The following is a 25,569-nucleotide window of genomic DNA, read 5'->3' as shown; positions in this document are numbered from 1 at the left end:
AATGTCATTTTCTCCTTTTTTTTATGCTAAAATATAGATTATATAGACTGCGGGGGGATACATGGTGAAAAAAGAGTTTGTAGTTATTGGCTTGGGCCGATTTGGCGGCAGTATCGTACGATCATTAACGGATCAAGGCATGGAGGTCATGGCCATTGATCAGGATGAGGACAAAGTGAATGAATTTTCTTCCATTGCTTCACATGCGGTTGTTGCGGATTCAACTGATGAATCCGTATTGAAGAGCCTGGGGATCCGTAATTTCGATCATGTCATTGTCGCGATTGGAGATGATATCCAATCAAGTGTCCTAACGACATTGATGTTAAAGGAAATCGGCGTCAAGAAAATTACCGTGAAAGCACAAAACGATTATCATGAAAAGGTCCTCCGTAAAATTGGGGCGAACCAGGTCGTTCATCCGGAGAGGGATATGGGAAGAAGGATCGCTCATAATATCATTTCAAATAATGTATTGGATTATCTGGAGTTGTCAGATGAACACTCGATCGTGGAGATTGTAGCGAGTGAACGTCTGAGTGGAAACTCCCTTATCGATCTGGATATCCGTGCTCAATTCGGAATCAACATCGTGGCGATCAAGCGGGAAAAAGATATCATCGTTTCCCCACAAGCTGATGAACAGATCCGGGTTGGGGACATCCTTATTGTCATCGGTGCCGATACGGATATTAACCGGTTCGAAAAAAAGGTATTATAAAAGGAAATAAGAGGCTGACCCATTTGGGCCAGCCTCTTATTCGTTATTATACTTCCATGATGATCGGTAGGATCATCGGGCGACGTTTCGTTTTTTCATATAAGAATGGAGCAAGTGTATCTGTGATTTCATTCTTGATTTCTGACCATTGGGACGTTCTTCTTTCAAGCACTTTGTTCAAGTGTTTGGAAATGAGCGTTTGCGCTTCATTAATAAGGTCGCCTGATTCACGCATGTAGACGAATCCTCTTGAAATAAGGTCCGGGCCGGAAGCGATCTTGAAATCCTTCATGTCGATGCTGACAACGACGATCACTAGGCCTTCTTCTGATAGGATGCGGCGGTCACGAAGGACAATATTACCGATGTCACCGATCCCGCTTCCATCGATATAGACGTTTCCGGAAGGGATCTTCCCGGCTACCTGTGCAGAGTCATTGCTTAATGCAAGGACTTCACCGTTATCCATGATGAAGCAGTTTTCCGGTTGGACGCCACAATCGACACCGAGCTGAGCGTGCATCTTCTGCATACGGAACTCACCGTGTATCGGCATAAAGAAGGTTGGATTCATCAGGCGAAGCATCAGCTTCATCTCTTGCTGTCCACCGTGACCGGATGTATGAATATCACTCAATGGTCCGTGGATGACTTCTGCACCGGCACGATATAACAGGTTGATCGTACGGTTTACACTGATTGTGTTCCCCGGAATTGGTGAAGAAGAGAAGACAACGGTGTCACCAGGCTGAATCTGGATTTGACGGTGGGTACCGTTTGCAATCCTGGATAATGCCGCCATCGGTTCACCTTGGGAACCTGTACATAGAATGGCCACTTCATTCGCTGGAAGGCGATTGATCTGGTTATGTTCAATGAATGTATCCTTAGGAGCGTTGATATATCCTAATTCTTGTCCAATCGTGATGGCTGCTTCCATACTTCTTCCGAAAACAGCAACCTTTCTGTTGTGGAATACTGCTGCTTCAACCACTTGTTGAAGACGGTGAATATTCGAAGCGAAAGTAGCAAAGATGACTCTCCCGTCCACTTTACGGAAAATATCATTGATGCTTTCTCCGACTTTGCGTTCTGACATCGTGAAGTTTGGAACTTCAGCATTTGTACTGTCAGACAGTAGGCAAAGAACGCCTTCTTTTCCGATCTCAGCCATTTTGGTTAAGTTCGCGGGCTCACCAACCGGCGTGAAATCGAATTTGAAGTCACCTGTATGCACTACATTTCCAGGTGGTGTTTTGACCACGATTCCGTAAGAATCCGGGATACTGTGCGTCGTTCTGAAGAAGGTTACGGATGTTTTGCGGAATTTCACGACATCATCTTCCTGGATGACATTTAATTTCGCATTGCGTAATAACCCGTGCTCTTCAAGTTTATTCTTAATAAGACCAAGGGCAAGCTTCCCACCGTATATTGGGATGTTTAACTCTCGAAGTAAATAGGGGATTCCTCCGATATGGTCTTCGTGTCCGTGAGTGACGAAGAGTCCCTTGATTTTATCTGCATTCTTCACGAGATACGTGTAATCTGGGATTACGTAATCGATACCGAGCAGTTCGTCCTCAGGGAATTTGATTCCTGCATCGATCAGGATAATTTCGTCTTGGAATTGTACGCCGTATGTGTTTTTACCGATTTCACCTAAACCGCCAAGGGCAAATACAGCGGTTTGGTCATTCTTTACAAATTTCATTAATTATTGCTCCATCTCGAAAGAATGGTGGTTTTTTTCATACTCTAAAAAAGCGCCCTCAAGCTTTTGTACGAATTCGATGTTATACGGTTTGTCTTTTAAATTCAGGCGTACTTCACGTTCTGATTCTGCTTCCATGTAAAGAGATTGAGTGCATTCGCGAACAGGCACTTCTGCTTTACTTTCTTGATAAAATACTTTAAAAATCATTTTTCTCTCTCCTTATCCGTTTTCAAAAAATCTAACTTTCATCTATGATAAAAAAGTTATCAACTATATTTACATTAACTTATATAATAGCCTATCATTTCTATAGGAACGAATCATTCAGTTATGTATGTATTAAATTATATAGGATTCTTCCGTGTAAATAAAGCTTTTGAATAATCCTGTACTAAATCATGACAAAGATAGAAGAGGGACCAATGCCAATGGAGGAAAAGCTCACTAGTGGCGTCAGTCCCTTATTCATTGTGCAATTGTATGTCAGTATGTCCGATTGTCATGGATTCTAATAGCGTTTCCCCAAAAAATCGTTTCCCGAGAAACAGAGGGATTATGCAATTGTCTTTTTTCTAAGCAATTCTTTCCACTGTTTTAAAAGCTTTTTCCTGAGCTTCTTTAACATGGTGGATCACTCCTTATTAATAGTTTACCGAGATTTACCTTTGAAGTAAAGGAACAATAATACGGACGTCTCTGTTGTGTTAGTTATATTGTACGGAATTTATGGAATCTCTTACATGGTTAAGTTTGGTAAATGGTTCTGTCTGACTGTCTTCATTGACATTTTCCGTGTAAAGGATTACCTTATACAACGGGTAAAATAGAATCGCAACTAGAATATTTAGAAAAGGAGAACGATCATGTCTAAAATAGTTTTCTTTGATATAGACGGCACGCTGCTTGATCACGACAAAAAACTGCCACAGGCCACAAAAGAAGCCATCCGGACTCTGCAGGCAAACGGAACGTATGTTGCGATTGCGACTGGAAGGGCACCATTTATGTACGAAAGCTTAAGAGAGGAATTGGGAATCGAGTCCTTCGTCTCTTTTAATGGACAGTATGTGGTTTTTGAAAATGAAGTGATATACACGAACCCTCTGCAAGTTGAAACGTTGGAGGAATTATTAGAGGATACGTATACAAAGGAACACCCAGTCGTTCATTTGAATCATGAAACGATGAAAGCGAACCATAAACACCATGACTATATCGAGAAGAGTATGAACAGCCTGAAGTTTCCCCACCCGGGATATGCCCCGGATTTTTATAAAGGAAGGGACATCTATCAATCCCTGCTATTCTGCACAAAGGAAGAAGAGGATTTTTACCGGGAGAAATACAAGGATTTCACGTTTATCCGCTGGCACCAATTCTCCATGGACATTCTTCCGAAAGGCGGTTCAAAAGCAGAGGGAATCAAGAAGATGATCGCCAAACTTGGATTTAACATGGAAGATGTTTATGCTTTCGGGGACGGACTGAATGATATCGAGATGATCCAATCCGTCGGTACCGGTGTTGCAATGGGCAATGCCGTACAGGAAGTCCAAAAACACGCAAATTTGATTACAAAGCACGTGGATGATGATGGAATCTATCACGGATTAAAAGAACTTGAATTGATCTAGGATACGCTAAAAAAAGACTCCCCCGGATATTCTGGGGGAGTCTTTTTTGGGTTTATCGTTCAATGGCGATGGCATCAGGTATCGGTTCAAATGGATTAGAAGGATTGATATGGTCATAGAACATGATACCATTCAGGTGATCGATTTCATGCTGGAATACAATGGCCGGCAGACCTTTGAGGCGAAGTTTTACTTCATTGCCGTCCACATCCCAGCCTCTTACAGTCACTCTGGCATATCGGGGTACGAATCCCGGTACGTTCCGGTCGACGGATAAACAACCCTCCCCCGAAGTTAAATAGGCTTTCTCGATGGAATGGCTGATGATTTTCGGGTTGAATAATGCGTAGCTGTATAATTTCCCCTGATTGTCTGTAACGTTGACGGCAAGCATCCGTTTTGAAACATTGATCTGGGGCGCTGCAAGGCCGATACCGGGTCTCAATCCATATTTGGCAGCCGTTTCAGGGTCTTGGCTGTTTATTACGTATTCCAATAAGCTACTCAGGACTTCCCGGTCTTCTTCGGATGGCGGGATGGGCACTTCCTTAGCTACCATGGTTAATGTGGGGTGACCCTCACGGATGATGTCATTCATCGTAATCATTGGTTTTCCTCCTAGGATACATAGAGATAGAAATAGATGAACCTGTCAGGACACAAAAAAGACAGGGCCATACAAATTGATCCCTTCTCTACTTTACGTATTAAGATAATCTATTATGTATGGTACTAGTTTATCATTTTCCTTTGAAAAAGTTAATGAATGAGATTCGATATTAACTGGAATACCCGGCGGCAAAAAGACATAATGATTTTAATAGGGAGAATAGTCCAATCGACATTTTTTTCCACAGTTGTAAATCCCTATTGTCAAAAGATGTAGACATAGATATAGTAGAAGGTGGTAAATAGTTAAGGGGGATCTAGTTGTGTCGAAATTTCGTTTTGCTTTCATTTTAGGAGCCGCTATTTTTGTATTAATGGGGTGTGTCGGTGGTTCTACACCTGAGGAAGATGTGTATAAGGTTCTTGAAGAAACCGTGGCCAAAGAAAGTCAATATGAGAAAGTTCAGAAGCCTCTTCAAGAATTGGAAGAAAAGGAACAAGAAATCTATACGAAAATCATGGATCTTGGAATGAAAGAGTTTGACCAGATTGTAAAGCTTTCCGATGAAGCTCTGGACAACATCGATAAGAGAAAAGAGAATATCGAAAAAGAACGTGAGTCCATGAGTGCAGCAAAGAAAGAGTTTGCCAAAGCAGACGAATATATTGATGAGTTAGAAAGTGATGATCTTAAAAAAGATGCGAAAAAGCTGAAAAAAACGATGGAAGAACGTTATCAGCTCCATGAAAAGCTAACAACTTCTTACTTAGAGGCCCTTTCTCTTGATAAAGAACTATATAACATGTTCAAAAAGAAAGACCTTACGATGGAAGAGCTTGAGAAGCAAATTTCCTCCATTAATGAACAATACGAAAAGATTGTGAAGTACAATGGGGACTATAATACAAAAACAGAAGAATTCAATAAGCTTAAACAAGAATTTTACTCAAAGGCAGAACTTGATGTCAAAGAGTCCGAATAAACGGGTACATATAAGATGAAGGGAGGCGTAAAGCCCTCCTTCATCTTTTTTATGTTTAAAGCTGTCCGTTGGTTTCTTACTCTATAACAGATGAGTCATAAGGATATGTTTATATATAACAGGGTGTTTCCAGGTATTAATACAGTTTTGAAAATTTATGGTAGAACGTATCAAAAAGATTTGATAGAAACAAGAATTTATAATACTTTGTCGTTGACTAACTGATTTTTAATATTGTAAACTAGGATAGGTATTCATGAATTGTATTAGTCGATAATGATTTTTCGACTGATACAGATAAACTCGAATGTAATTTCGGGTTTTCTTTCTTGGTATTTGTGGAAAACTACTTATAGTGTGTGTTTTTCCACAGGTATTGTGGTAGGTCATACTGAATTTGGGTAATCTAAACTATGTATGTAAAAAAACCAAAATAAATGTATAAAGAAAGGATAGGTGACTTCGATGGCTTCTAAATCAAAGAAGGCACAATTCGATGCAGTTAAGACGCTCGAACAAATTGAAGACAAGTTTGAAATGTTCCAAATTTTGAACGAAGAAGGCGAAGTAGTGAACGAAGATGCTATGCCGGAGATCTCTGATGAGGATCTGCAGGAATTAATGCGTCGCATGGTTTACACTCGTATTCTAGATCAAAGATCAATCTCACTGAACCGTCAGGGACGATTAGGTTTCTATGCACCAACAGCTGGACAGGAGGCATCTCAGATTGCTTCTCACTTCGCACTTGAGAAGGAAGACTGGATCCTTCCTGGATACCGTGATGTTCCACAAATCATCTGGCACGGACTTCCACTTGCGAAAGCCTTCTTGTTCTCACGCGGACATTTCCAAGGTAACCAGGCTCCAGAAGGTGTAAACGTATTATCACCACAAATCATCATCGGTGCTCAATACATTCAAACTGCCGGTGTGGCACTTGGCCTTAAAAAGCGTGGTAAGAAAGCAGTTGCCATTACGTATACAGGAGACGGTGGATCTTCACAGGGTGATTTCTATGAAGGAATCAACTTTGCAGGTTCTTATGCAGCTCCTGCGATCTTCGTCGTACAAAACAACCAATTTGCAATCTCTACTCCTCGCGACAAGCAAACAGCAGGACGAACGATTGCCCAAAAAGCGGTTGCTGCAGGTATCCCTGGTATCTTAGTCGATGGTATGGATCCGTTAGCGGTTTATTCTGCCACTTTAGAAGCGCGTAACCGTGCAGTGAACGGCGAAGGTCCTTCACTGATCGAAACACTTTGCTACCGCTATGGTCCACATACAATGGCCGGTGATGATCCAACTCGCTACCGTACATCAGAAATGGATACAGATTGGGAAAAGAAAGATCCATTGGTACGTTTCCGTAAATTCCTTGAAGGTAAAGGATTATGGAGTGAAGAGAAAGAAAACGAAGTAATCGAAGAAGCAAAAGAAGATATCAAAAAAGCGATCAAGGAAGCAGATTCAGCTCCAAAACAAAAAGTGACTGACTTCATCAACAACATGTATGAAGAACTTCCTTATAACCTTAAAGAACAATTAGAAATCTACAAAGAAAAGGAGTCGAAATAAGCCATGGCGCAAATGACAATGATTCAAGCGATCACTGATGCACTGCGCACAGAACTACGCAACAACGAAGACGTTTTAGTTTTTGGTGAAGACGTAGGTCTAAACGGTGGTGTATTCCGTGCAACGGAAGGGCTTCAGAAAGAATTCGGTGAAGACCGTGTATTCGATACTCCACTAGCAGAATCAGGAATCGGTGGTTTAGCAATCGGTTTAGCATTAGAAGGGTACCGTCCAGTACCGGAAATCCAGTTTTTCGGTTTCGTATATGAAGTAATGGATTCAGTAAGCGGACAAATGGCACGTATGCGTTACCGTTCAGGTGGTACGTATACTTCACCTATCACAATCCGTTCCCCATTTGGTGGTGGAGTACATACTCCAGAACTTCATGCGGACAGCTTAGAAGGTTTGATGGCTCAACAACCAGGTCTTAAAGTGGTTATCCCATCAACTCCATACGACGCTAAAGGACTATTGATTTCATCTATCCGTGATAATGACCCTGTCATTTTCTTAGAGCATATGAAATTATACCGTTCATTCCGTCAAGAGGTTCCTGAAGAGGAATACACAATTGAACTTGGTAAAGCAGATGTTAAACGTGAAGGTACAGACCTTACGATCATCTCTTACGGAGCTATGGTACACGAATCATTAAAAGCTGCTGATGAGCTTGAAAAAGAAGGTCACTCAGTTGAAGTAATCGATCTTCGTACTGTAAGTCCACTGGACATAGACACGATCATGGCATCTGTTGAGAAAACAAACCGTGCCATCGTTGTTCAAGAAGCTCAAAAGCAAGCGGGAATCGCAGCGAACGTTGTGGCTGAAATCAATGACCGTGCGATCCTTAGCCTGGAAGCACCAGTTCTTCGTGTAGCGGCACCGGATACAGTGTTCTCTTTCTCTCAAGCAGAGCCTATCTGGTTACCAAATCACAAAGACGTCATCGAAACGGCGAAAAAAGTACTTAATTTCTAATTGGAAGGAGCTAATAAGCTCCTCCATTGATAGATAAGTGAAAACAGAAGGGCATGCCACCCTTCTCTTTTCCAATTATAGATATAAGAAAATAGAGACAGATATAACCAAACATTCATCTATATATTCATTATTCAATACAGGAGGTCGAGTCCATGTCATTCGAATTCAAATTACCAGACATTGGTGAAGGTATTCATGAAGGTGAAATCGTCAAGTGGTTTGTAAAGCCAGGCGATAAAGTGGAAGAAGACGATGTACTATGTGAAGTGCAAAACGATAAAGCTGTTGTTGAGATTCCTTCTCCGGTAGCAGGAACGGTTGAAGAACTTCTTGTTGACGAAGGTACTGTAGCAGTTGTGGGCGATACTCTTATCAAGTTCGATGCACCTGGTTATGAGGACCTGCAATTCAAAGGTGGAGAAGAAGATAAGAAAGAAGAAAAAGCCGAAGAGAAGACGGAAGGTCAAGTTCAAGCAACTGCAGAACAAGGCCAGGACGTAAAGAAAGAAGCTTCTCCAGAAGCTGCCGAAGAGAAATCCGATGCAGAAGTCGACCCTAATAAGCGAGTGATCGCTATGCCTTCAGTACGTAAGTACGCAAGGGAAAACGGTGTTGAAATCCGTCAAGTATCAGGTTCAGGTAAAAATGGACGTGTCGTGAAGGAAGATATCGATGCATTCCTAAGTGGAGACAGCAAGCCTGCTTCTACCCAGGAAGAAGCGAAAACGGAAGAAAAAGCTCCAGCATCAGAATCTAAACCCTCTGCACCTAAAGCTCCTGAAGGTGAATACCCAGAAACTCGTGAGAAAATGAGTGGAATGCGTAAAGCGATTGCGAAAGCAATGGTGAACTCAAAACATACAGCTCCTCACGTAACGTTGATGGACGAAATCGATGTAACGAAACTTTGGGCCCACCGCAAGAAGTTCAAAGAAGTTGCAGCTGAAAAAGGTGTGAAATTGACTTTCCTACCTTACATCGTCAAAGCATTGACAAGTGCATTACGCGAGTATCCGGCTCTGAACACATCGATTGATGATGCAACAAGCGAAATCGTACAAAAACATTATTACAATATCGGTATCGCTGCTGATACGGATAAAGGTCTATTAGTACCGGTTGTGAAAAATGCAGACCGTAAGTCCATGTTCTCCATTTCAAATGAAATCAATGAACTGGCTGGAAAAGCACGTGATGGTAAACTTTCAGGCGATGAAATGAAAGGTGCATCTTGCACAATCACGAATATCGGTTCTGCCGGCGGACAATGGTTCACTCCGGTCATCAACCATCCAGAGGTTGCCATCCTTGGTGTTGGACGCATTGCAGAAAAACCTGTGGTTAAAAATGGTGAAATTGTAGCGGCACCTGTGTTAGCATTATCATTGAGCTTCGATCACCGCATGATTGACGGAGCTACTGCTCAACATGCACTTAACCATATCAAGCGTTTGTTGAACGATCCAGAATTATTATTAATGGAGGCGTAATACAATGGTAGTAGGAGATTTCCCAATTGAAACAGATACAATCGTAGTCGGTTCAGGTCCCGGAGGATATGTAGCTGCAATCCGTGCAGCTCAACTTGGACAAAAAGTGACAATCATCGAAAAAGAAAACATGGGTGGAGTATGCTTGAATGTTGGCTGTATCCCATCCAAAGCTCTTATCACAGCAGGTCACCGTTTCCATCAGGCGCAACACTCTGATGATATGGGGATCGTCGCTGAAAACGTAAAAGTAAATTTCGATAAAGTTCAAGAATGGAAAGCTGGAGTCGTTAAGAAATTAACAGGCGGTGTTGAAGGACTTCTTAAAGGGAATAAAGCTGAAATCGTTCGCGGTGAAGCTTACCTGGTAGATGCCAATACACTACGTGTCATGGACGACAACTCGGCTCAAACATACAAGTTCAATAACTTGATCCTTGCAACTGGTTCACGTCCGATTGAAATCCCAAGCTTCAAATTCTCTAAGCGCGTGCTTGATTCTACAGGCGCACTTGCATTAGAAGAAATTCCAAGCAAGCTTGTTGTCATCGGTGGAGGGTACATCGGAACCGAGCTTGGTACTGCTTATGCCAATCTTGGATCAGAAGTAACGATCTTGGAAGGTGCCGACGATATCCTTAGCGGATTCGAAAAGCAAATGACATCTGTCGTGAAAAAAGAACTTAAGAAAAAAGGCGTTGAAGTTGTAACGAAAGCTATGGCTAAAGGCGTTGAAGAAAGTGACAGCGGAGTCGTTGTGAAATATGAAGTAAAAGGCGAAGAGAAATCGGTTGAAGCTGATTACGTTCTAGTAACGGTTGGCCGTCGTCCAAACACTGATGAAATCGGTCTTGAAGAAGTTGGAATCGAGATGACAGACCGCGGAGTTATCAAAATCGATAAACAATGCCGCACAAACATCCCGAACATCTTCGCGATCGGTGATATCGTTGATGGACCACCACTTGCTCACAAAGCTTCTTATGAAGGTAAGATCGCTGCAGAGGTTATCTCAGGTGAACCGGCAGAAATCGATTACCTTGGTATCCCTGCTGTCTGCTTCACAGATCCTGAACTTGCAACAGTAGGTTATTCCGAAGCAGAAGCGAAAGAAGAAGGCATTGAAGTAACGGCTGCCAAATTCCCATTTGCAGCAAATGGACGTGCTTTAGCTCTTAATGCAAGTGATGGCTTCATGAAGCTTGTCACTCGTAAAGAAGACGGTTTAATTATCGGTGCTCAAATTGTTGGTTCTGGTGCATCTGACATGATCGCTGAATTAGGACTTGCAATTGAATCCGGAATGACAGCTGAAGATGTGGCCATGACGATTCATGCTCACCCGACTTTAGGTGAAATTTCCATGGAAGCAGCAGAAGTTGCAATGGGAAGCCCGATTCACATTATTAAATAATAGGCATGACAAAAGGATGATCCCTGTGATGGGATCATCCTTTTTATTATGGAAAAGAAAAGGATCGAAGCCTGCAGGGCTTCGACCCCTAATGATTATTTCATGCATTATTGTTCCCAGGTTTGAATGGCTCTGGAAACAGGCTTGATTATGTTTTCTTTAGATTTATGCCCTTCCACTTTACATATGATCTGATTGTCCTCTACCACAACGATGGCTGGAGAAGCGGGTGGAGTATCAGCGATATCATTTGTCGTCTTCGTGTTTAAACTGACAACCTTCAGTTGCTTAAAGTGATCCGGGTATTGTTTTTTAAGCTCAATGATGGCATCGTAGTATGGTATTTCCCTCGAAACATTTCTTTCATCCGTAAAAAAAATCACCTGTTTTTCTATGAATTGATCTTGTGCCAAAACCACTTTATTGGATGAGATGTCATCACACGAAGTCAAAATCAGCATAGTGGAAGTAAGTATCGCAAAAGCTAATATATGTTTCATACATCATCCTCTTTTCTTAAACGATGCTATGAACGTGGAGTTATGAATTTATAAATGAATTACTCTTTAACGTATCTTACGTCACATTTTATCATAGGGAAAAATGAAAAAGCGCCAAGTCATAAAAATGTTACAAAATTGAAAAGTCACACATAATGAAAGTCATCTTAAAAGAATATACTATGTTAATACCATGACTTTGATTGAAAAAGATATATAAGAGCCATCCGAGAGTTTTTATTATAGTGGGGCGGGTAAATGTAAATAAATCTATTAAAGGATGTTTTATCATGAAATCGTACATCGCTTTTTTGGTCCAAATGATTTTATGGAGCGTGTTTTCAATAGCTGAATGGGTTTCTGAAAAAGATCATATAGAATATAAATGGATTATGTTTGTCCTGTTTTTTTACCTTGCCTTTATGGCTGCAAGAAAGATTGTTCAATCAAGAAGGCTTACGCTGTTTATCACTTCATTCAGTCTGTCATGCTTTTTTGTTTTTAAAATGGCGTTTGAAAATATATTGGAAATATTTTAATTCTTTCCCAGATTCTCTTTAGAATATGTTAAAATATTCAAAGTGAATAGGGAAAGGTGAGAGACATGAAAAAGATTTTAGCATCCGGATTAACCCTCCTGCTCCTGACTGCTTGCGGAAGTGAACAAACAGGGTCCAGCCCTGAAGCGGAAAAATCCAACCAGACTGAAGTGAAAGAAGTGGATCAGAAGCAGAGTGAAGGACCAGAAACTGAAGTGTCCGAAAGTGAAACAAAAGAAAAGGAAGAACCTGCTGAAGAAGTGGTACTGACCAAGGATTATAAGATAAATGAGGCTAATTGGAGTATCGAACCAGTCGATAAAGCCAATCCTAAAGTGGTCCTACTGACGATTGACGATGCACCCGATCAACATGCACTCCAAATGGCTGAAGACCTAAAAGAGTTGAAAGCTCCAGCCATATTCTTTGTAAACGGTCATTTCCTTGATACGCCTGAGGAAAAAGAAACGTTAAAAAAGATTCATGATCTTGGATTTATGATTGGGAACCATACATATAGTCACAGTAGTTTAAAAGATCTTTCTCCGGAAGAGCAAAAAGAGGAAATCGTCTCTGTCAGTGACCTTGTGGAATCCATCACAGGGGAGAGGCCGCAATTTTTCAGGGCTCCTTTCGGGCAAAATACGGACTACAGCCGCAAGCTTGCTGCTGAAGAAAAGATGTCCTTGATGAATTGGACTTACGGATATGACTGGGAAAAGCAATATCAAACTAAAGCAGCCATTACAGATATCATGATAAACAGTCCATATTTGAATGATGGGGCGAATCTCCTCATGCATGATCGTACATGGACGAGTGAAGCGTTGAAGGACATTGTGAATGGCCTTCGTTCGAAGGGATATGAAACCCTGGATCCACACAGGATTAAAACAATAGAATAGTAATCAAAGATGCATGGATGAATCACTTCATTTATGCATCTTTTTTTATTGAATCCTACATATTCAGGAAAACCCTTACATATACTTTTATGATTAAAAGTATGATTGATTGTGAGGATAAAAACTTAAATATGTTATACAATTTAGGCTTGATATTTTAAATGTGTTATATTATTATAGAAGCAGATAAGATAAAGCGTTTACAAAACCACTTAAAGGAGAGGAAAAAAGATGGGAACAATTGTATGTCAATCATGCCTGGGTACTATTGAGCATTATGAAGATGAGAAGGTTTCTGTTTTATTCTCTAACTGCTGTGACTGCAACGACGATAAAGAATTAGATGATTAATGCCTGCTAAGGGGAGCGGGTATGAATAGCGTCTTAAAGGGGTTCTTATAAATAAAGAATAAAAAGGATGAAGAAGGGTCCCCTTCTTCATCCTTTTTTTATCGAATGGCCCGATGCTCTTTAATGACTCTTAAATGTCGTAAATCATAGTCTTCAGGCCCTTGTACCGGAAGACCTGCTTCTATATTGGTTTTGATATAATGGATGTTTTCCTGAGTGATGATCTCCCCCGGAATGAATATGGGAATTCCAGGAGGGTAGACCATGATGAACTCAGCGATGGTCCTTCCAACGGAATCATCAATCGGAATGACTTCCGTATCAGCATAAAAAGCGTCCCTTGGTGTAATGGATAGAACAGGAATATCAGGCAGCATCACTTTAACCGGGGTCATCTCGCCTTGTTTCTTAAGGCTCGTAACCAGTTCTTTTAAAGCAGTGACCAATTGGTTTCCTTCATATTCAGTATCACCAGGTGTGATGATGCAGAGGATATTATACAGGTCGGACATTTCAACCTCGATATTATGTGCTTCTCTTAACCACTTTTCAGCATCGAACCCACTGATTCCAAGATCCTTCACGGATATAATCAGCTTAGTCGGATCATACGCATAGGTGGCTTTCGTTCCAAGAATTTCTTCCCCTACACAGTATAATCCGTCAATCTCGTTGATTTGCTTTCTCATATTCTGTGAGAGTTCGATCGTTTTGGTGATGAGCTCCCGTCCTTCAGTCGCAAGTCGTTTTCTTGCAACATCAAGGGATGCGAGTAATAAGTATGATGTGGAAGTCGTCGTCAGCATGCTTAAGATGGTCTGCACACGCTTAGCAGAGACAAGTCCTTCTTTCATATTGAGGACTGAGCTTTGAGTCATGGATCCCCCGAGCTTATGAACACTCGTAGCTGCTAAATCAGCACCTGCCTGCATGGCTGACAGGGGAAGTTCATCATGGAAGTGTATATGAACCCCATGAGCTTCATCGACCAGTACCGGAACATGATAAGAATGGGCAATTTCCACGATTTTCTTTAGGTCTGCGGAAATCCCGAAATAAGTTGGATTGATGACCAGTACACCTTTGGCATCGGGGTTTTGTTCCAAAGCCTTTGCAACGGCGTCTGTCGTAATTCCATGAGAGATTCCAAGATCCTCATCAATATCGGGATGGATAAAGATAGGAGTGGCACCTGAGAAAACAATCGCAGACATAACGGATTTATGCACGTTTCTTGGAACAATGATCTTGTCTCCAGGTCCGCACACACTCATGACCATCGTCATGATCGCTCCGCTCGTTCCCTGAACAGAGAAGAAAGTATGATCGGCACCGAATGCCTCGGCAGCCAAATCCTGAGCTTCCTTGATCATGCCTTTAGGTTGATGCAGATCATCTAAAGGACCGATATTAATCAAATCAATGGAAAGCGCATTATCTCCTATGAATTCCTTAAAGGCAGGATCCATCCCTGCACCTTTCTTATGACCGGGAATATGAAACTGGACGGGATTTTTTTTACTATGTTCAATTAAGCCGGTAAACAACGGCGTTTCATTTTGAGACAATTCATTCAACACCTCTTTATATTCTTCATAAATCAACATGCATACTAAAGATATCATTATATAGGATTCAATCCACAATTTCATACATTTTCTTACGATATTTCAACAAACAAAAGAATTATAGCACTTAAGAAAATCTTTGCATAGTGACATACGCCCATGAAGGTGTATTTTTTTTCATAGCACAAACAAAAGAGTGGACACTCCTGATTTTTGGCTCATTTCCGTCCTGTGTAGAGTGACCGCCGGACCAAGCTCGCTTGAGTCCGGCGGTCACTCTACACAGGACGACCTTTCAGCAAAGCTGAAAGGCGGGTGAAACATCTGTTTCACCCGAATGAGCCAAAAATCTACCTAACTTATCAATTAAATACATACAACCCTCTCATCTAAGACTGACCTTATCTCTTATAAATATACAACACATGAAAGAAAGGATTTCACCACTTCCATCCAGAATAAATGAATGAATGGAGGGATTCAAATGAAATGGAAAACGAGGGTTACAGAATTATTGAACATTCAATATCCAATCATACAAGGGGGGCTTGCCCACCTGGCATATGCAGAACTGGCTGCGGCGGTATCAAATGCAGGCGGCCTTGGCCAAATCACTGCCATGTCACTCGATGACCCTGAACAGCTTCGTCATGAAATCAAAAAGGTAAGATCATTAACAGATCAACCCTTCGGAGTGAACTTTGCCATCGGTCAACATGGACGCCCATTCAGCGGGTTTGTAGATATTGCCATTGAAGAAAAAGTGCCGGTCATCTCCGTTACAGGAGGGAACCCGACTCCCCTGTTCCAACAAATTGAAGGGAAGGATATGGTGAAGCTTGTATTGGTCGCATCAAAAAGACAGGCCCTGAAGGCTGAGGAGCTCGGTGCGGATGCCGTCATGGTCGTCGGACAAGAAGGGGGAGGACATCTGGGTAAGGATGACACCGGGACATTCGTCTTGATTCCACGTGTGGTGGATGCTGTATCCATCCCTGTCATCGCCTCGGGAGGTATTGGGGACGGCCGTGGATTGATGGCAGCCCTCAGCTTCGGCGCAGAAGGAGTCGAGATGGGGACAAGATTCATAGCGACAAAAGAGTGCGTCCACGCCTCTGACGAGTATAAACGTGCCTTGATTGAAGGGGACGAGAGTGGTACAGTAGTCATTAAACGATCTTTAGGTGCCCCGGCCAGAGCGATATCAAATGCCTGGACAAATCAAATCCTGGCTGCTGAAACGTCGAATCCGGGATATGAAGAATTAAAGTCATACATAAGCGGCGAGGCAAATAAGCGATATATCTACGATGGGGAAGTAGACAAAGGCTTTGCGTGGGCAGGACAGGTGATGGGGTTGATCCAGGACATCCCTTCGGTTAAAGATCTCATCGAGCGAATCATTTCACAAGGTGAAAGCATTCGTGAAATGTGGAGTAATACATCATCAAAGGAGTTGTAGTGCAAAATGGAATATCAATACCCCTTCGATATAGACTGGTCGACAGAGGAAGTCATCGACGTCATTGCCTTTTTCGAAGCGATTGAAAAGGCATATGAAAAAGGTGTTTCAAGAGAGGACCTGATGAATCGATATAAGCGATTTAAAGAAATCGTCCCTGGTAAAGCAGAAGAGAAGAGGATCTGCAATGAATTTGAAGAATCCAGTGGCTATTCTTCCTATCATGTGGTGAAAAAAATGAAAGAGCAGCAGGACGCTGCCAAAATATCGATGAATTAAAAGAACGACTGCCCTAAACGGCAGTCGTTCTTTCTGCATTATTCCCTACAGTTATATGGTTTAGTTCATTTTATAAAGGGGTAAAAGTGTTTCAAAGGCACTTTCAACTTCCTGGATCAATTCATCTCCGGTCATCTTAGTGACAGAGTCACGATCCAGATGAAGTCCGCATAGAAGTTCAGCTTTCTTTACATTTTGAACTCTTTCAGTTAAAGCAATGAATTCATCTTGTGATAAAGAGGAGAAGGATGCAGCATCCGGTTTAGTATGATCTCCAGACCAAACAAAGTGACCGGGAATCAATGACCTTATCTTATCTGCATTTTTTTCAGCTTTCTTACCGAATTCAACCTTATTTGGAGCTTCATAGATCATTGCAAACCAAATAAATACATGGGTTTCCCATAACCCGATTTGGAAATGAGGATGTTTTTTGTATCCGCGTTTGTTGTTTGCAAAAGCAACCCACGTGTCATCTGGAGGATTCACTGAGCGTCTTGCATGTTTTGCCACATGGTAAAACATCTCATCACCGGTCAGGGCACTAAGAGCGGGTGCGAAATGTTCACCCAGGTAGGCAAGCTTTGGCCTGATCTGTTCTGCGATGGCCGTCATCCGGTCGTCGAGACCATCAATCTTGAAAACATTAAAATCATCTTTAGTGAAACCGTTAAATGTCATGTTGTAACCTCCTTATTTCCACCAATATCTTACCATAAAGAAGTACAGGCTTGTAGCCAAATGAATTATCTATAGGTGTCTGCACATTTTAGTTACAAGATGAGAGGATATTTCATAACATGTAGTAAATATTATCAGAACAATCAGATAAATCGAAAACTCGGAAGGGGTGTATGGCCATGAAACAAGTAATGAACACTTCTAAAAAACGTGATGTCCAACAGCAAAGAATGAACGTATTGAGACTTGAAATGGATTATGAATTAGCCGTATTGTTCGAAGCAATCCAAACGAAGAATACAGAAACCCAGACCAAGTCCAAGCAGAAACTTATGAGTATCCGGGAAGAACTTATGAAAATGAAGGCTTTATAGAGCAAATAACATTCAATGGTTTAAAGTATGCTGATAACAAAATCTACTTTTGAACGCGAGCTCATAGTGGTTGGAGAGTTCGCTTTTTTATGGAGAAATGACCTTATTTGATGAAGCCTATTTTCTTGAATAGATCGAACCTAGGAGTTAAGATTATCTGAAAAGACCATATTAGTAATGACTACACTGATTTTCGCTAAGCATATTGGAGGCTAAAAATACATGACAAATTGGACCGAATTAGATCAAAATGTTAGAACATGGATACATGAAGCCGGTGAGAGGATACGTCAGTCATTTAAAACCGAACTGAACATTAAAACGAAATCGAACCGAAATGACTTGGTCACCGATATGGATGAAGCGACTGAGCGATACTTTACAGAAAACATTCGAACCCATTACCCGGATCATCAAATTTTGGGAGAAGAAGGATATGGTGATGATTTTAAAGAGTTATCCGGAATAACATGGATCATCGACCCAATCGATGGAACGATGAATTTTGTCCATCAGCAGAGAAACTTTGCCATTTCTATCGGGATTTACGATGGAGATGAGGGGGAATTAGGATACATATATGATGTCGTGCATGACGAGCTTTACTTTGCGAATAAAGGCAAAGGGGTCTATATGAATGATGTGAAGCTTCCGAAGCTTGATCCCGTTCCTGTGGAAGATGCGATTGTTGCATTGAATGCACTGTGGGTGACAAAGAACAAGCGTATTGATTCCTCCATTCTGGCTCCACTCGTGCAGGATGTGAGAGGGACCCGGTCCTATGGTTCAGCTGCCATGGAGCTTGCTTATGTGGCTTCTGGGAGGCTGGATGCATACTTAACGATGCGCCTTGCACCGTGGGATTTCGCAGCCGGAAAGATTATGATCGAAGAGCTTGGTGGAGTGGTGACGGACCTTGATGGAAACCCATTGAATCCATTAAACAAGAGCTCTGTCTTCGTCGGGAAGCCTGGTCTGCATGAAACCATTTTGACTGACTATCTGCATAGAAACAAATAAATGAAAAAAAGAGTGGTGGCCGTAGGATGGCCGCCACTCCTTTTCTTTGTACTACAATCTTCCTTCTTCTCTGTATTTCTTCTTGGTCTTAAAACCGAATCCCATCACAATGAATAAACAAACGATACTTACAGCTGCAAGCAATATACTTTGTAAACTGATTGAAATGGCTATACCCATCAGTGAAACGGCCGCTAATATCGAAAAAAGTACAAAGATCCATTTTATATTTGCCATCCTGTAACCCCCAATATTGACAAACGATGATTCGTTCCCTTACTGATTGTCGACGCAGCTTCGTATGCTGCCCTAATTAAATTTTACCTATCAATTCAATAAATCGCAATGGGTTTCGGGGACAAAGAAGCAGAACATGCAAGTCGGTGAGGAAACATTTAGCAAGAATGAATAGGGGAGATGAAATATTTATTAGGGCTTTTGTCAATGCTGTGATATAATGGTCTAGTTGAACTGAAAAATATTATCTTTACACTATAAAGAAATCCAATATTCAGGAGTGGAAATATGAAATTAAGAAATGACCTAAGAAATATTGCTATTATTGCTCACGTTGACCATGGGAAAACGACATTAGTTGATGAGCTTTTAAAGCAATCTGGAATCTTCCGCGAAAACGAAACTGTTTCGGAACGTGCGATGGATTCAAATGATTTAGAGAGAGAACGCGGTATTACGATCCTTGCGAAAAATACGGCGATTCAATATAAAGATTCCCGAATCAATATCCTTGATACACCAGGGCATGCTGACTTCGGTGGAGAAGTAGAACGTATCATGAAAATGGTAGATGGTGTTTTACTGGTAGTGGATGCGTATGAAGGTTGTATGCCACAGACTCGCTTCGTTCTTAAGAAAGCACTGGAACAGAACCTTACACCAATCGTTGTTGTAAACAAAATCGACAAACCTTCAGCTCGTCCTGAAGAAGTTATCGATGAAGTATTGGAGCTATTCATTGAATTGGATGCAAATGATGAGCAGCTTGAATTCCCGGTTGTTTATGCTTCTGCAATCAATGGTACAGCAAGTACAGATCCGGATCCTGAGAAACAGGATGAAAACATGCAGTGTTTATATGATTCCATCATTGAGCACATTCCTGCACCGGTAGACAACTCTGAAGATCCACTTCAATTCCAGGTTGCACTTCTTGATTACAATGATTACGTAGGGCGTATCGGAATCGGTCGTGTGTTCAGAGGAACGATGAAAGTGGGCCAACAGGTAGCACTGATGAAGCTTGACGGCACTGTTAAACAATTCCGTGTAACAAAGATCTTTGGTTTCTTCGGATTAAAGCGTGAAGAAATCCAAGAGGCAAAAGCGGGTGATTTAATCGCAGTTTCCGGAATGGAAGATATCAACGTCGGTGAAACGGTTTGTCCGGTTGAACATCAGGATCAACTTCCGGTCCTGCGCATTGACGAGCCGACCCTTCAAATGACGTTCCTAGTGAACAACAGTCCATTTGCAGGTAGAGAAGGTAAATTTGTTACGTCAAGAAAAATCGAAGAGCGTTTATTGGCTCAGCTTCAAACGGATGTAAGCTTACGTGTTGAACCAACCGATTCACCTGATGCATGGACGGTTTCGGGACGTGGAGAGCTTCACCTTTCCATCCTGATCGAAAACATGCGTCGTGAAGGGTACGAATTACAGGTATCAAAACCACAGGTCATCATCAAAGAAGTCGACGGCGTGAAGAGTGAGCCTGTAGAGCGTGTTCAAATTGATATCCCTGAAGAGTATATGGGAGGCGTAATCGAATCACTTGGTCAGCGTAAAGGTGAAATGCTGGATATGGTGAACAACGGTAACGGCCAGGTCCGTTTAATGTTTATGGTTCCTGCACGTGGACTAATCGGTTATTCTACGGAGTTTATGACCCTTACTCGTGGATACGGTATCATCAACCATACATTCGAAGGCTATCAACCACTGCAAAAAGGCCGCGTAGGCGGACGTCGTCAGGGTGTGCTTGTTTCCATGGAGACAGGTAAAGCGTCACAATACGGCATCATGCAGGTGGAAGACCGTGGTATCATCTTCGTTGAGTCCGGTACAGAAATTTATGGCGGTATGATTGTCGGGGAACATACGAGAGAAAATGATATCACCGTTAATATCACAAAGCTGAAACAGGCGACTAACGTACGTTCTGCAAATAAAGATCAAACTGTTACGATTAAAAAGGCAAGAATCATGACACTGGAAGAGTCTCTTGAATACCTGAACGATGACGAGTATTGTGAAGTAACGCCTGAATCGATCCGTCTTCGTAAAAAAATTCTTGATAAGAATGAACGTGAAAGAGCAGAAAAGAAAAATAAGGTTACTCAATAAACTGAGTGAAGGGGGAGTAGGAAATGGATGTAACAGAACGTTTGTCCTTTTTCGCATCCCTTTACCGGGTTGACCAGAACGCGGAAATGGGTATGTGGTTGCTTTATATAACCATAGTTGGGCTCTCAATCTTAGTTTATAAGCTCGGTTTTGCGAAAAAGCTGCCAGTCATGAAATCGATCCTGATTTATACTTTTCTCATACTCGGTTGTACAGTGCTGACGTTTCTCGGCATTTTCCTTCCGGTGGCTGAAGGGTTGGTCGTTGCGGCTTTAATCTTAGTGATTTACAAGATCCGCCTGACGAATGAAAAGAAAAAAGGCACGTTTTAAGCAAAAAAAGCTGTAGTCCATACATTTAGGACTACAGCTTTTTTCTATTTGTGATTCGCCTTCGTGAAAAATCGATGGAGTGGCGGCAGGCTTAATCCATACAGTAGATGTCCTATTGTCCAAAAGGTGATGGCCATTCCATCGAATAAACCGGGTACATCCTTAAGGGCCAGATAAGAAAGGGGGAAATATAGAAAGACAGTGGGGAAGGTAAGCAGCAGGGAAAGGATCCAGGCTCCCCTGCTTGATACATTCAGCTTTTCTGCCAGAAACACATATACCAAACCGATCCCGCAGGAAATAAGTAAATGGAAAGAGAACTCCAGCCATTCTGGCAATGTAGATGCAAACAGTGGGATGAAATCAACATTCAATAATAATACATATACTTTAATGCCGGTAAGTCCCTGTATCCACTTAAGGAATAGTCCTAATATTGTGCCTGAGATCATTCCGACAGCGAAACCTTTTTGTTTAAAAGTCATCTTCGACTAAAGGAGAACGATAAAAACGGAAATTCCCCGTCGAAACACGTTCTTCTGTCTTCTCTTTAATGCGGTCATGGCATTTCTCGCACAAATACGTATGAATGGGTCTGTTACGCAGCTTTTTTGCCTGCAGGGAATAGTCGTCAATATTTTCAATTACTTCGCATAAAGCACATTTTACTCTCATTTTGTACACCTCTACTTGTTCTAATCATAACTCTGGTCATTTCAGTATATCATGTAGTGAGGTCGAACGCTTTATTTTACATTCTATTATGTCTTTAACAATCGAGTTTGGTATAGTAGAATCAAGATAATCACATGAAGACGTAGAGACAAAACGTCACCAGGGGGGATTGTATGGCTAATCAAGTAGAACCCGGCTTAATTCCTGCATTGTTTGATGAACTCCAATCAGAGCGATTCGTGACACTTGCCACCGTTGACCATGAAACACAGGGCCCCAATGTCAGTGCAATATCGTGGATTTTTGCCAAAGACGAACAGACTTTATTGTTTGCCGTGGATCAACGCTCAAGGATCGTCGAGAATATTAAGGGGAATCCGCTGGTTGTGGTAAACTTAATTGCAAATGAATCAACCTATTCCATTGGCGGAAAAGCTTCTATACATCAAGAGAAACTTTCCGGTGTGCCTTTAAAGCTTACCCTTTTGCAACTTGTCATCAATGAAGTGAGAGATGTCATGTTCTATGGATCGAAAATTTCCACAGAGCCTGTTTATGAGAAGACATATGATAAGACGGCTGCAGACCGTTTGGACCGTCAAGTAATTGAAGCCATGAAAAAAGCTTAGCATCCTAAGCTTTTTCATGGCTTTTTCTCAATTTCAGATAAGGCTGTCCAATCAATCGATTTTATCGTATGTTTGATCTTCTTGTTTTTTTCTAAGCTGTTTTTCTTTTGCATTATTCATTTTTTTCTTAGGTTCGTTCGGGGCATGTTCGGGATTAGTCTGTTTTAAAGATTTAGGGATCTCAGGCATCAACCTGCCCGATATATCTGACAATTCATTCATGATGCCCTGAACCGGTTCGCCTCGTTGGATATCTTTACTGATCTCCTTCAATCGGGCATAAAGATCCGGATCGGCGATGACCATGGCCTCTGCCCCGTATGGATCATTTTGAAGGGCTTCAGCGACAGAATATTTAATGGAACCGACCTGGGAACGCTCGACGTCGGAATCGATATCGATCCCTACAAATGCGTATTTACCGATGACGACAGCCGTTGCATCTTTCACATCCGGTACACTTGTGGTCAAATCAACGAGGTGCTTTGAGATTTGTTGTCCTGTCTTGCGTTCGACCTGCTGGATATTGCTATCCTGGACAGTGATTGGTTTATTATGTTTACTGTTTGCATCATTGTTATACCCGACCTCATTTTTGTTGGCGCAAGCTCCAAGGATGATGGTGACCATTAAGAGAGAGATGAGCTTAAACATGTGAATACCTCCCGATTTAGAATCAATATCTTTTCTTATTGTGTAATTTTCTTCTATCTTTATACGTTTATTCATATATTTTAAGAAACGGGCCGTCCTATTTGAGTAGCTGGGAATAACCGGAACATCATTGGCTACATACAATAGTAATAAGAAATCAGGAGCAGGAGGCATCGATTTGAATAAAATTTATGTATTAGATACCAATGTCTTATTACAAGATCCACAAGCCATCTATTCTTTCCAGGATAATGAGGTGGTTATACCTGCAGTCGTTTTAGAAGAAGTGGACTCCAAAAAGCGTTATATGGATGAGATCGGAAGAAACGCAAGACATGTATCGAAACTGATAGATAATTTACGGCAGGAAGGAAAGCTCCATGAAAAAATCCCCCTATATACAGGCGGGTCATTACGGATTGAACTAAATCACCGCTCCTTTCAGCAGCTTCAAGATATATTTGTTGAAAAAACAAACGATAATCGGATCATTGCCGTAGCAAAGAACCTCTCACTCGAGGAAGAAGCAAAAAAGGATGGGAAATCGGTTATCCTTGTCAGTAAAGATACCCTTGTCAGGGTCAAGGCGGATGCTTTGGGATTACAGGCAGAAGACTTCCTGAGTGACAGGGTCATTGAAGTGAATGATATTTATACCGGATTTATCGAATTATATACCGAGAGAGAATTCCTCAATAAATTTTATGAAAAAGGGGAACTGACCCTTACGGAGATAACGAAACAACGATTTTATTCCCATCAATTCCTCATTATGAAAGATGCCCTGGGAAGTTCTGCATCGGCCCTCGGAATGGTGGATGCCACCGGACTCAAGGTGAAGAAACTGGTCTATGATCAAGAACATATGTGGGGGATTAAAGCGAGGAATGTCCAACAAACGATGGCGACGGAGTTATTATTACGTGATGATATTTCGTTAGTGACCATGATCGGGAAAGCCGGGACCGGTAAAACGCTTCTGGCACTGGCAGCAGGACTTCTGCAAACAGAAGACTTTAATAAATTCAACAAATTACTCGTTGCCCGCCCAATCGTTCCGGTTGGCAAAGATATAGGCTATCTTCCTGGTGAAAAGCAAGAAAAGTTGAGACCTTGGATGCAGCCGATTTATGATAATCTCGAATACCTGTTCAATACAAAAAAGCCGGGGGAACTGGATGATATCCTTGCCGGGATGGGGTCCATCGAGGTGGAAGCATTGACGTATATACGAGGTAGAAGCATTCCAGATCAATATATCATCATAGATGAAGCTCAGAACCTGACGAAGCATGAGGTAAAAACGATTCTGACTCGTGTCGGAGAACGGAGTAAAATTGTGTTGATGGGAGATCCGGCTCAAATCGATCATCCTTATCTTGATGAATATAATAATGGACTGACCTATGTAGTGGAGAAATTCAAAGATCAGAAATTGGCCGGACATGTGAAGCTCATGAAGGGTGAAAGATCAGGATTGGCACAGCTTGCGGCGGATATATTGTAAGCATTTAGAATTACACAATGATAACGTATGAAAAAACCGGTTCAGATGTTACTGAACCGGTTTTCAACCTTTATGATTATTCCACACGAAATGCCCTGACATCTGTAATCGGTTTGTCCCTGTTCGAACCATCTGTAAAATAAATGTGAACGGGGCCGTTTTGCCTGAGTGGCTTGCCTTCTTTAGAAAATCCTATCAACAGCCGATCAGCCTCATTTATATCCAGAGTGTGATCCCCGTTTTCGGTTTCAATCACGATGGACGCTCCTTCAGGAAGTGGCTCCGCATTTTTTAAAAAAGGTGCAAAAGGAATGGCGAATGTTCCATTAAGGATTTTTTCTTTCTCATATCTCTTCTCGGTTTTCAAAGTGGGCGGATAGGTTGCACCTTCCTGGATCTCCCTGGACCAGTGCCTGGAAACCGCTTTTGTATATTCCTCCAACTCATCCACTTTTTCTGTTTTATCATCAAAATATGTAGTTAAATCCACTTTTCGATCATCAAATATCCAAACTCCTGCATCCATTGTAATGGGGAATTTCACTTTCCCTTTTATCGGTATGATACTTTCCACTACTGATTCCTCCTCTCGCTGA

General features: G+C 41.7%; 29 protein-coding genes. 18 read left to right on the top strand and 11 right to left on the bottom strand.

Annotated features, from left to right (window positions below):
• Positions 1–61 precede the first annotated feature (61 nt).
• The gene (locus N5C46_RS05795) at positions 62–721 is read left to right on the top strand and encodes a potassium channel family protein (RefSeq protein WP_034756057.1); all 660 of its coding nucleotides are present in this window, start codon (positions 62–64) and stop codon (positions 719–721) included.
• 46 nt (positions 722–767) lie between these two features.
• Here N5C46_RS05795 and rnjA read toward each other — a convergent pair whose 3' ends face one another.
• Together rnjA and N5C46_RS05785 are read right to left on the bottom strand one after the other, a co-directional pair.
• The gene (gene rnjA / locus N5C46_RS05790; RefSeq protein ID WP_079531628.1) at positions 768–2,435 is read right to left on the bottom strand and encodes a ribonuclease J1; all 1,668 of its coding nucleotides are present in this window, start codon (positions 2,433–2,435) and stop codon (positions 768–770) included.
• Between the two features lie 3 nt (positions 2,436–2,438).
• Positions 2,439–2,645: a DNA-dependent RNA polymerase subunit epsilon gene (locus tag N5C46_RS05785; RefSeq protein ID WP_034756052.1), complete on the bottom strand. Its 207-nt coding sequence runs from the start codon at positions 2,643–2,645 to the stop codon at positions 2,439–2,441.
• Between the two features lie 653 nt (positions 2,646–3,298).
• Between N5C46_RS05785 and N5C46_RS05780 the strand changes: the two genes are divergently transcribed.
• The gene (locus N5C46_RS05780) at positions 3,299–4,072 is read left to right on the top strand and encodes a Cof-type HAD-IIB family hydrolase (protein ID WP_261752289.1); all 774 of its coding nucleotides are present in this window, start codon (positions 3,299–3,301) and stop codon (positions 4,070–4,072) included.
• Positions 4,073–4,124: 52 nt separating this feature from the next.
• Here N5C46_RS05780 and def read toward each other — a convergent pair whose 3' ends face one another.
• Entirely contained in the window at positions 4,125–4,679 is a 555-nt protein-coding gene (gene def, locus N5C46_RS05775) for a peptide deformylase (RefSeq protein ID WP_261751265.1), read from the bottom strand.
• 325 nt (positions 4,680–5,004) lie between these two features.
• Between def and N5C46_RS05770 the strand changes: the two genes are divergently transcribed.
• The 5 genes from N5C46_RS05770 (at position 5,005) to lpdA (ending at position 11,133) form a co-directional block, all read left to right on the top strand.
• Positions 5,005–5,664, top strand: coding sequence for a YkyA family protein (locus tag N5C46_RS05770; protein ID WP_261751264.1), 660 nt, complete (start codon positions 5,005–5,007; stop codon positions 5,662–5,664).
• A 465-nt stretch (positions 5,665–6,129) separates the two neighbouring features.
• Entirely contained in the window at positions 6,130–7,245 is a 1,116-nt protein-coding gene (pdhA, locus tag N5C46_RS05765; RefSeq protein WP_034756042.1) for a pyruvate dehydrogenase (acetyl-transferring) E1 component subunit alpha, read from the top strand.
• Positions 7,246–7,248: 3 nt separating this feature from the next.
• Complete coding sequence (locus N5C46_RS05760) at positions 7,249–8,226, top strand: alpha-ketoacid dehydrogenase subunit beta (protein WP_034756039.1); 978 nt, start codon at positions 7,249–7,251, stop codon at positions 8,224–8,226.
• Between the two features lie 155 nt (positions 8,227–8,381).
• Positions 8,382–9,719: a dihydrolipoamide acetyltransferase family protein gene (locus tag N5C46_RS05755; RefSeq protein WP_034756037.1), complete on the top strand. Its 1,338-nt coding sequence runs from the start codon at positions 8,382–8,384 to the stop codon at positions 9,717–9,719.
• A gap of 4 nt (positions 9,720–9,723) precedes the next feature.
• Positions 9,724–11,133: a dihydrolipoyl dehydrogenase gene (gene lpdA, locus N5C46_RS05750; protein WP_034756034.1), complete on the top strand. Its 1,410-nt coding sequence runs from the start codon at positions 9,724–9,726 to the stop codon at positions 11,131–11,133.
• 107 nt (positions 11,134–11,240) lie between these two features.
• On the opposite strand, the gene N5C46_RS05745 is transcribed toward lpdA, so the two are convergent.
• Positions 11,241–11,633, bottom strand: coding sequence for a small peptidoglycan-associated lipoprotein (locus N5C46_RS05745; protein WP_261751263.1), 393 nt, complete (start codon positions 11,631–11,633; stop codon positions 11,241–11,243).
• A gap of 290 nt (positions 11,634–11,923) precedes the next feature.
• On the opposite strand from N5C46_RS05745, the gene N5C46_RS05740 reads away from it, so the two are divergent.
• The 3 genes from N5C46_RS05740 to N5C46_RS05730 all read left to right on the top strand — a co-directional run bounded on the left by N5C46_RS05740 (position 11,924) and on the right by N5C46_RS05730 (position 13,428).
• On the top strand, positions 11,924–12,172 hold the full coding sequence (locus N5C46_RS05740; protein WP_261751262.1) for a hypothetical protein: 249 nt from the start codon (positions 11,924–11,926) through the stop codon (positions 12,170–12,172).
• Between the two features lie 65 nt (positions 12,173–12,237).
• Positions 12,238–13,077: a polysaccharide deacetylase family protein gene (locus N5C46_RS05735; RefSeq protein WP_261751261.1), complete on the top strand. Its 840-nt coding sequence runs from the start codon at positions 12,238–12,240 to the stop codon at positions 13,075–13,077.
• Positions 13,078–13,308: 231 nt separating this feature from the next.
• Positions 13,309–13,428, top strand: coding sequence for a GapA-binding peptide SR1P (locus tag N5C46_RS05730; RefSeq protein ID WP_082051137.1), 120 nt, complete (start codon positions 13,309–13,311; stop codon positions 13,426–13,428).
• Positions 13,429–13,526: 98 nt separating this feature from the next.
• Here the strand turns inward: N5C46_RS05730 and N5C46_RS05725 are convergent, their stop codons facing one another.
• Positions 13,527–14,996, bottom strand: coding sequence for an aminotransferase class I/II-fold pyridoxal phosphate-dependent enzyme (locus N5C46_RS05725; RefSeq protein WP_261751260.1), 1,470 nt, complete (start codon positions 14,994–14,996; stop codon positions 13,527–13,529).
• 484 nt (positions 14,997–15,480) lie between these two features.
• Between N5C46_RS05725 and N5C46_RS05720 the strand changes: the two genes are divergently transcribed.
• Both N5C46_RS05720 and N5C46_RS05715 read left to right on the top strand, forming a co-directional pair.
• On the top strand, positions 15,481–16,458 hold the full coding sequence (locus tag N5C46_RS05720) for an NAD(P)H-dependent flavin oxidoreductase (protein WP_261751259.1): 978 nt from the start codon (positions 15,481–15,483) through the stop codon (positions 16,456–16,458).
• A 6-nt stretch (positions 16,459–16,464) separates the two neighbouring features.
• The gene (locus N5C46_RS05715) at positions 16,465–16,737 is read left to right on the top strand and encodes a UPF0223 family protein (RefSeq protein WP_034756022.1); all 273 of its coding nucleotides are present in this window, start codon (positions 16,465–16,467) and stop codon (positions 16,735–16,737) included.
• Positions 16,738–16,797: 60 nt separating this feature from the next.
• Here the strand turns inward: N5C46_RS05715 and N5C46_RS05710 are convergent, their stop codons facing one another.
• Positions 16,798–17,418: a YktB family protein gene (locus N5C46_RS05710; RefSeq protein ID WP_261751258.1), complete on the bottom strand. Its 621-nt coding sequence runs from the start codon at positions 17,416–17,418 to the stop codon at positions 16,798–16,800.
• Between the two features lie 179 nt (positions 17,419–17,597).
• On the opposite strand from N5C46_RS05710, the gene N5C46_RS05705 reads away from it, so the two are divergent.
• Positions 17,598–17,792: a hypothetical protein gene (locus N5C46_RS05705; protein ID WP_034756016.1), complete on the top strand. Its 195-nt coding sequence runs from the start codon at positions 17,598–17,600 to the stop codon at positions 17,790–17,792.
• Between the two features lie 222 nt (positions 17,793–18,014).
• Positions 18,015–18,812 (top strand): inositol monophosphatase family protein, encoded by a 798-nt coding sequence (locus N5C46_RS05700; protein WP_261751257.1) that lies wholly within the window; start codon positions 18,015–18,017, stop codon positions 18,810–18,812.
• A gap of 51 nt (positions 18,813–18,863) precedes the next feature.
• Here the strand turns inward: N5C46_RS05700 and N5C46_RS05695 are convergent, their stop codons facing one another.
• Positions 18,864–19,049, bottom strand: coding sequence for a YlaF family protein (locus N5C46_RS05695; RefSeq protein WP_034756006.1), 186 nt, complete (start codon positions 19,047–19,049; stop codon positions 18,864–18,866).
• A gap of 288 nt (positions 19,050–19,337) precedes the next feature.
• Here N5C46_RS05695 and typA point away from each other — a divergent pair, with 288 nt between their 5' ends.
• Positions 19,338–21,176 carry a translational GTPase TypA gene (typA, locus tag N5C46_RS05690; protein ID WP_098440889.1) on the top strand — a complete coding sequence of 613 codons (1,839 nt, stop codon included), beginning with the start codon at positions 19,338–19,340 and terminating at the stop codon, positions 21,174–21,176.
• Between the two features lie 23 nt (positions 21,177–21,199).
• A complete protein-coding gene (locus tag N5C46_RS05685; protein ID WP_034755992.1) occupies positions 21,200–21,508 on the top strand; it encodes a YlaH-like family protein in 309 nt (102 codons plus the stop codon).
• A 44-nt stretch (positions 21,509–21,552) separates the two neighbouring features.
• Here N5C46_RS05685 and N5C46_RS05680 read toward each other — a convergent pair whose 3' ends face one another.
• Together N5C46_RS05680 and N5C46_RS05675 are read right to left on the bottom strand one after the other, a co-directional pair.
• Entirely contained in the window at positions 21,553–21,960 is a 408-nt protein-coding gene (locus tag N5C46_RS05680; protein ID WP_261751256.1) for a hypothetical protein, read from the bottom strand.
• Between the two features lie 22 nt (positions 21,961–21,982).
• Entirely contained in the window at positions 21,983–22,183 is a 201-nt protein-coding gene (locus N5C46_RS05675) for a YlaI family protein (protein ID WP_224520338.1), read from the bottom strand.
• Between the two features lie 173 nt (positions 22,184–22,356).
• On the opposite strand from N5C46_RS05675, the gene N5C46_RS05670 reads away from it, so the two are divergent.
• A complete protein-coding gene (locus N5C46_RS05670; RefSeq protein ID WP_261751255.1) occupies positions 22,357–22,812 on the top strand; it encodes a pyridoxamine 5'-phosphate oxidase family protein in 456 nt (151 codons plus the stop codon).
• Positions 22,813–22,863: 51 nt separating this feature from the next.
• On the opposite strand, the gene N5C46_RS05665 is transcribed toward N5C46_RS05670, so the two are convergent.
• A complete protein-coding gene (locus N5C46_RS05665) occupies positions 22,864–23,466 on the bottom strand; it encodes a YhcN/YlaJ family sporulation lipoprotein (RefSeq protein ID WP_261751254.1) in 603 nt (200 codons plus the stop codon).
• Between the two features lie 178 nt (positions 23,467–23,644).
• Between N5C46_RS05665 and N5C46_RS05660 the strand changes: the two genes are divergently transcribed.
• The gene (locus N5C46_RS05660) at positions 23,645–24,973 is read left to right on the top strand and encodes a PhoH family protein (protein ID WP_261751253.1); all 1,329 of its coding nucleotides are present in this window, start codon (positions 23,645–23,647) and stop codon (positions 24,971–24,973) included.
• A gap of 76 nt (positions 24,974–25,049) precedes the next feature.
• Here N5C46_RS05660 and N5C46_RS05655 read toward each other — a convergent pair whose 3' ends face one another.
• The gene (locus N5C46_RS05655; protein WP_261751252.1) at positions 25,050–25,547 is read right to left on the bottom strand and encodes a peptidyl-prolyl cis-trans isomerase; all 498 of its coding nucleotides are present in this window, start codon (positions 25,545–25,547) and stop codon (positions 25,050–25,052) included.
• Positions 25,548–25,569 lie beyond the last annotated feature (22 nt).

It is taken from the genome of Rossellomorea vietnamensis (assembly GCF_025398035.1).
Lineage (GTDB): Bacteria > Bacillota > Bacilli > Bacillales > Bacillaceae_B > Rossellomorea > Rossellomorea vietnamensis_B.
This window is presented reverse-complemented; position numbering and strand designations above follow the sequence as displayed.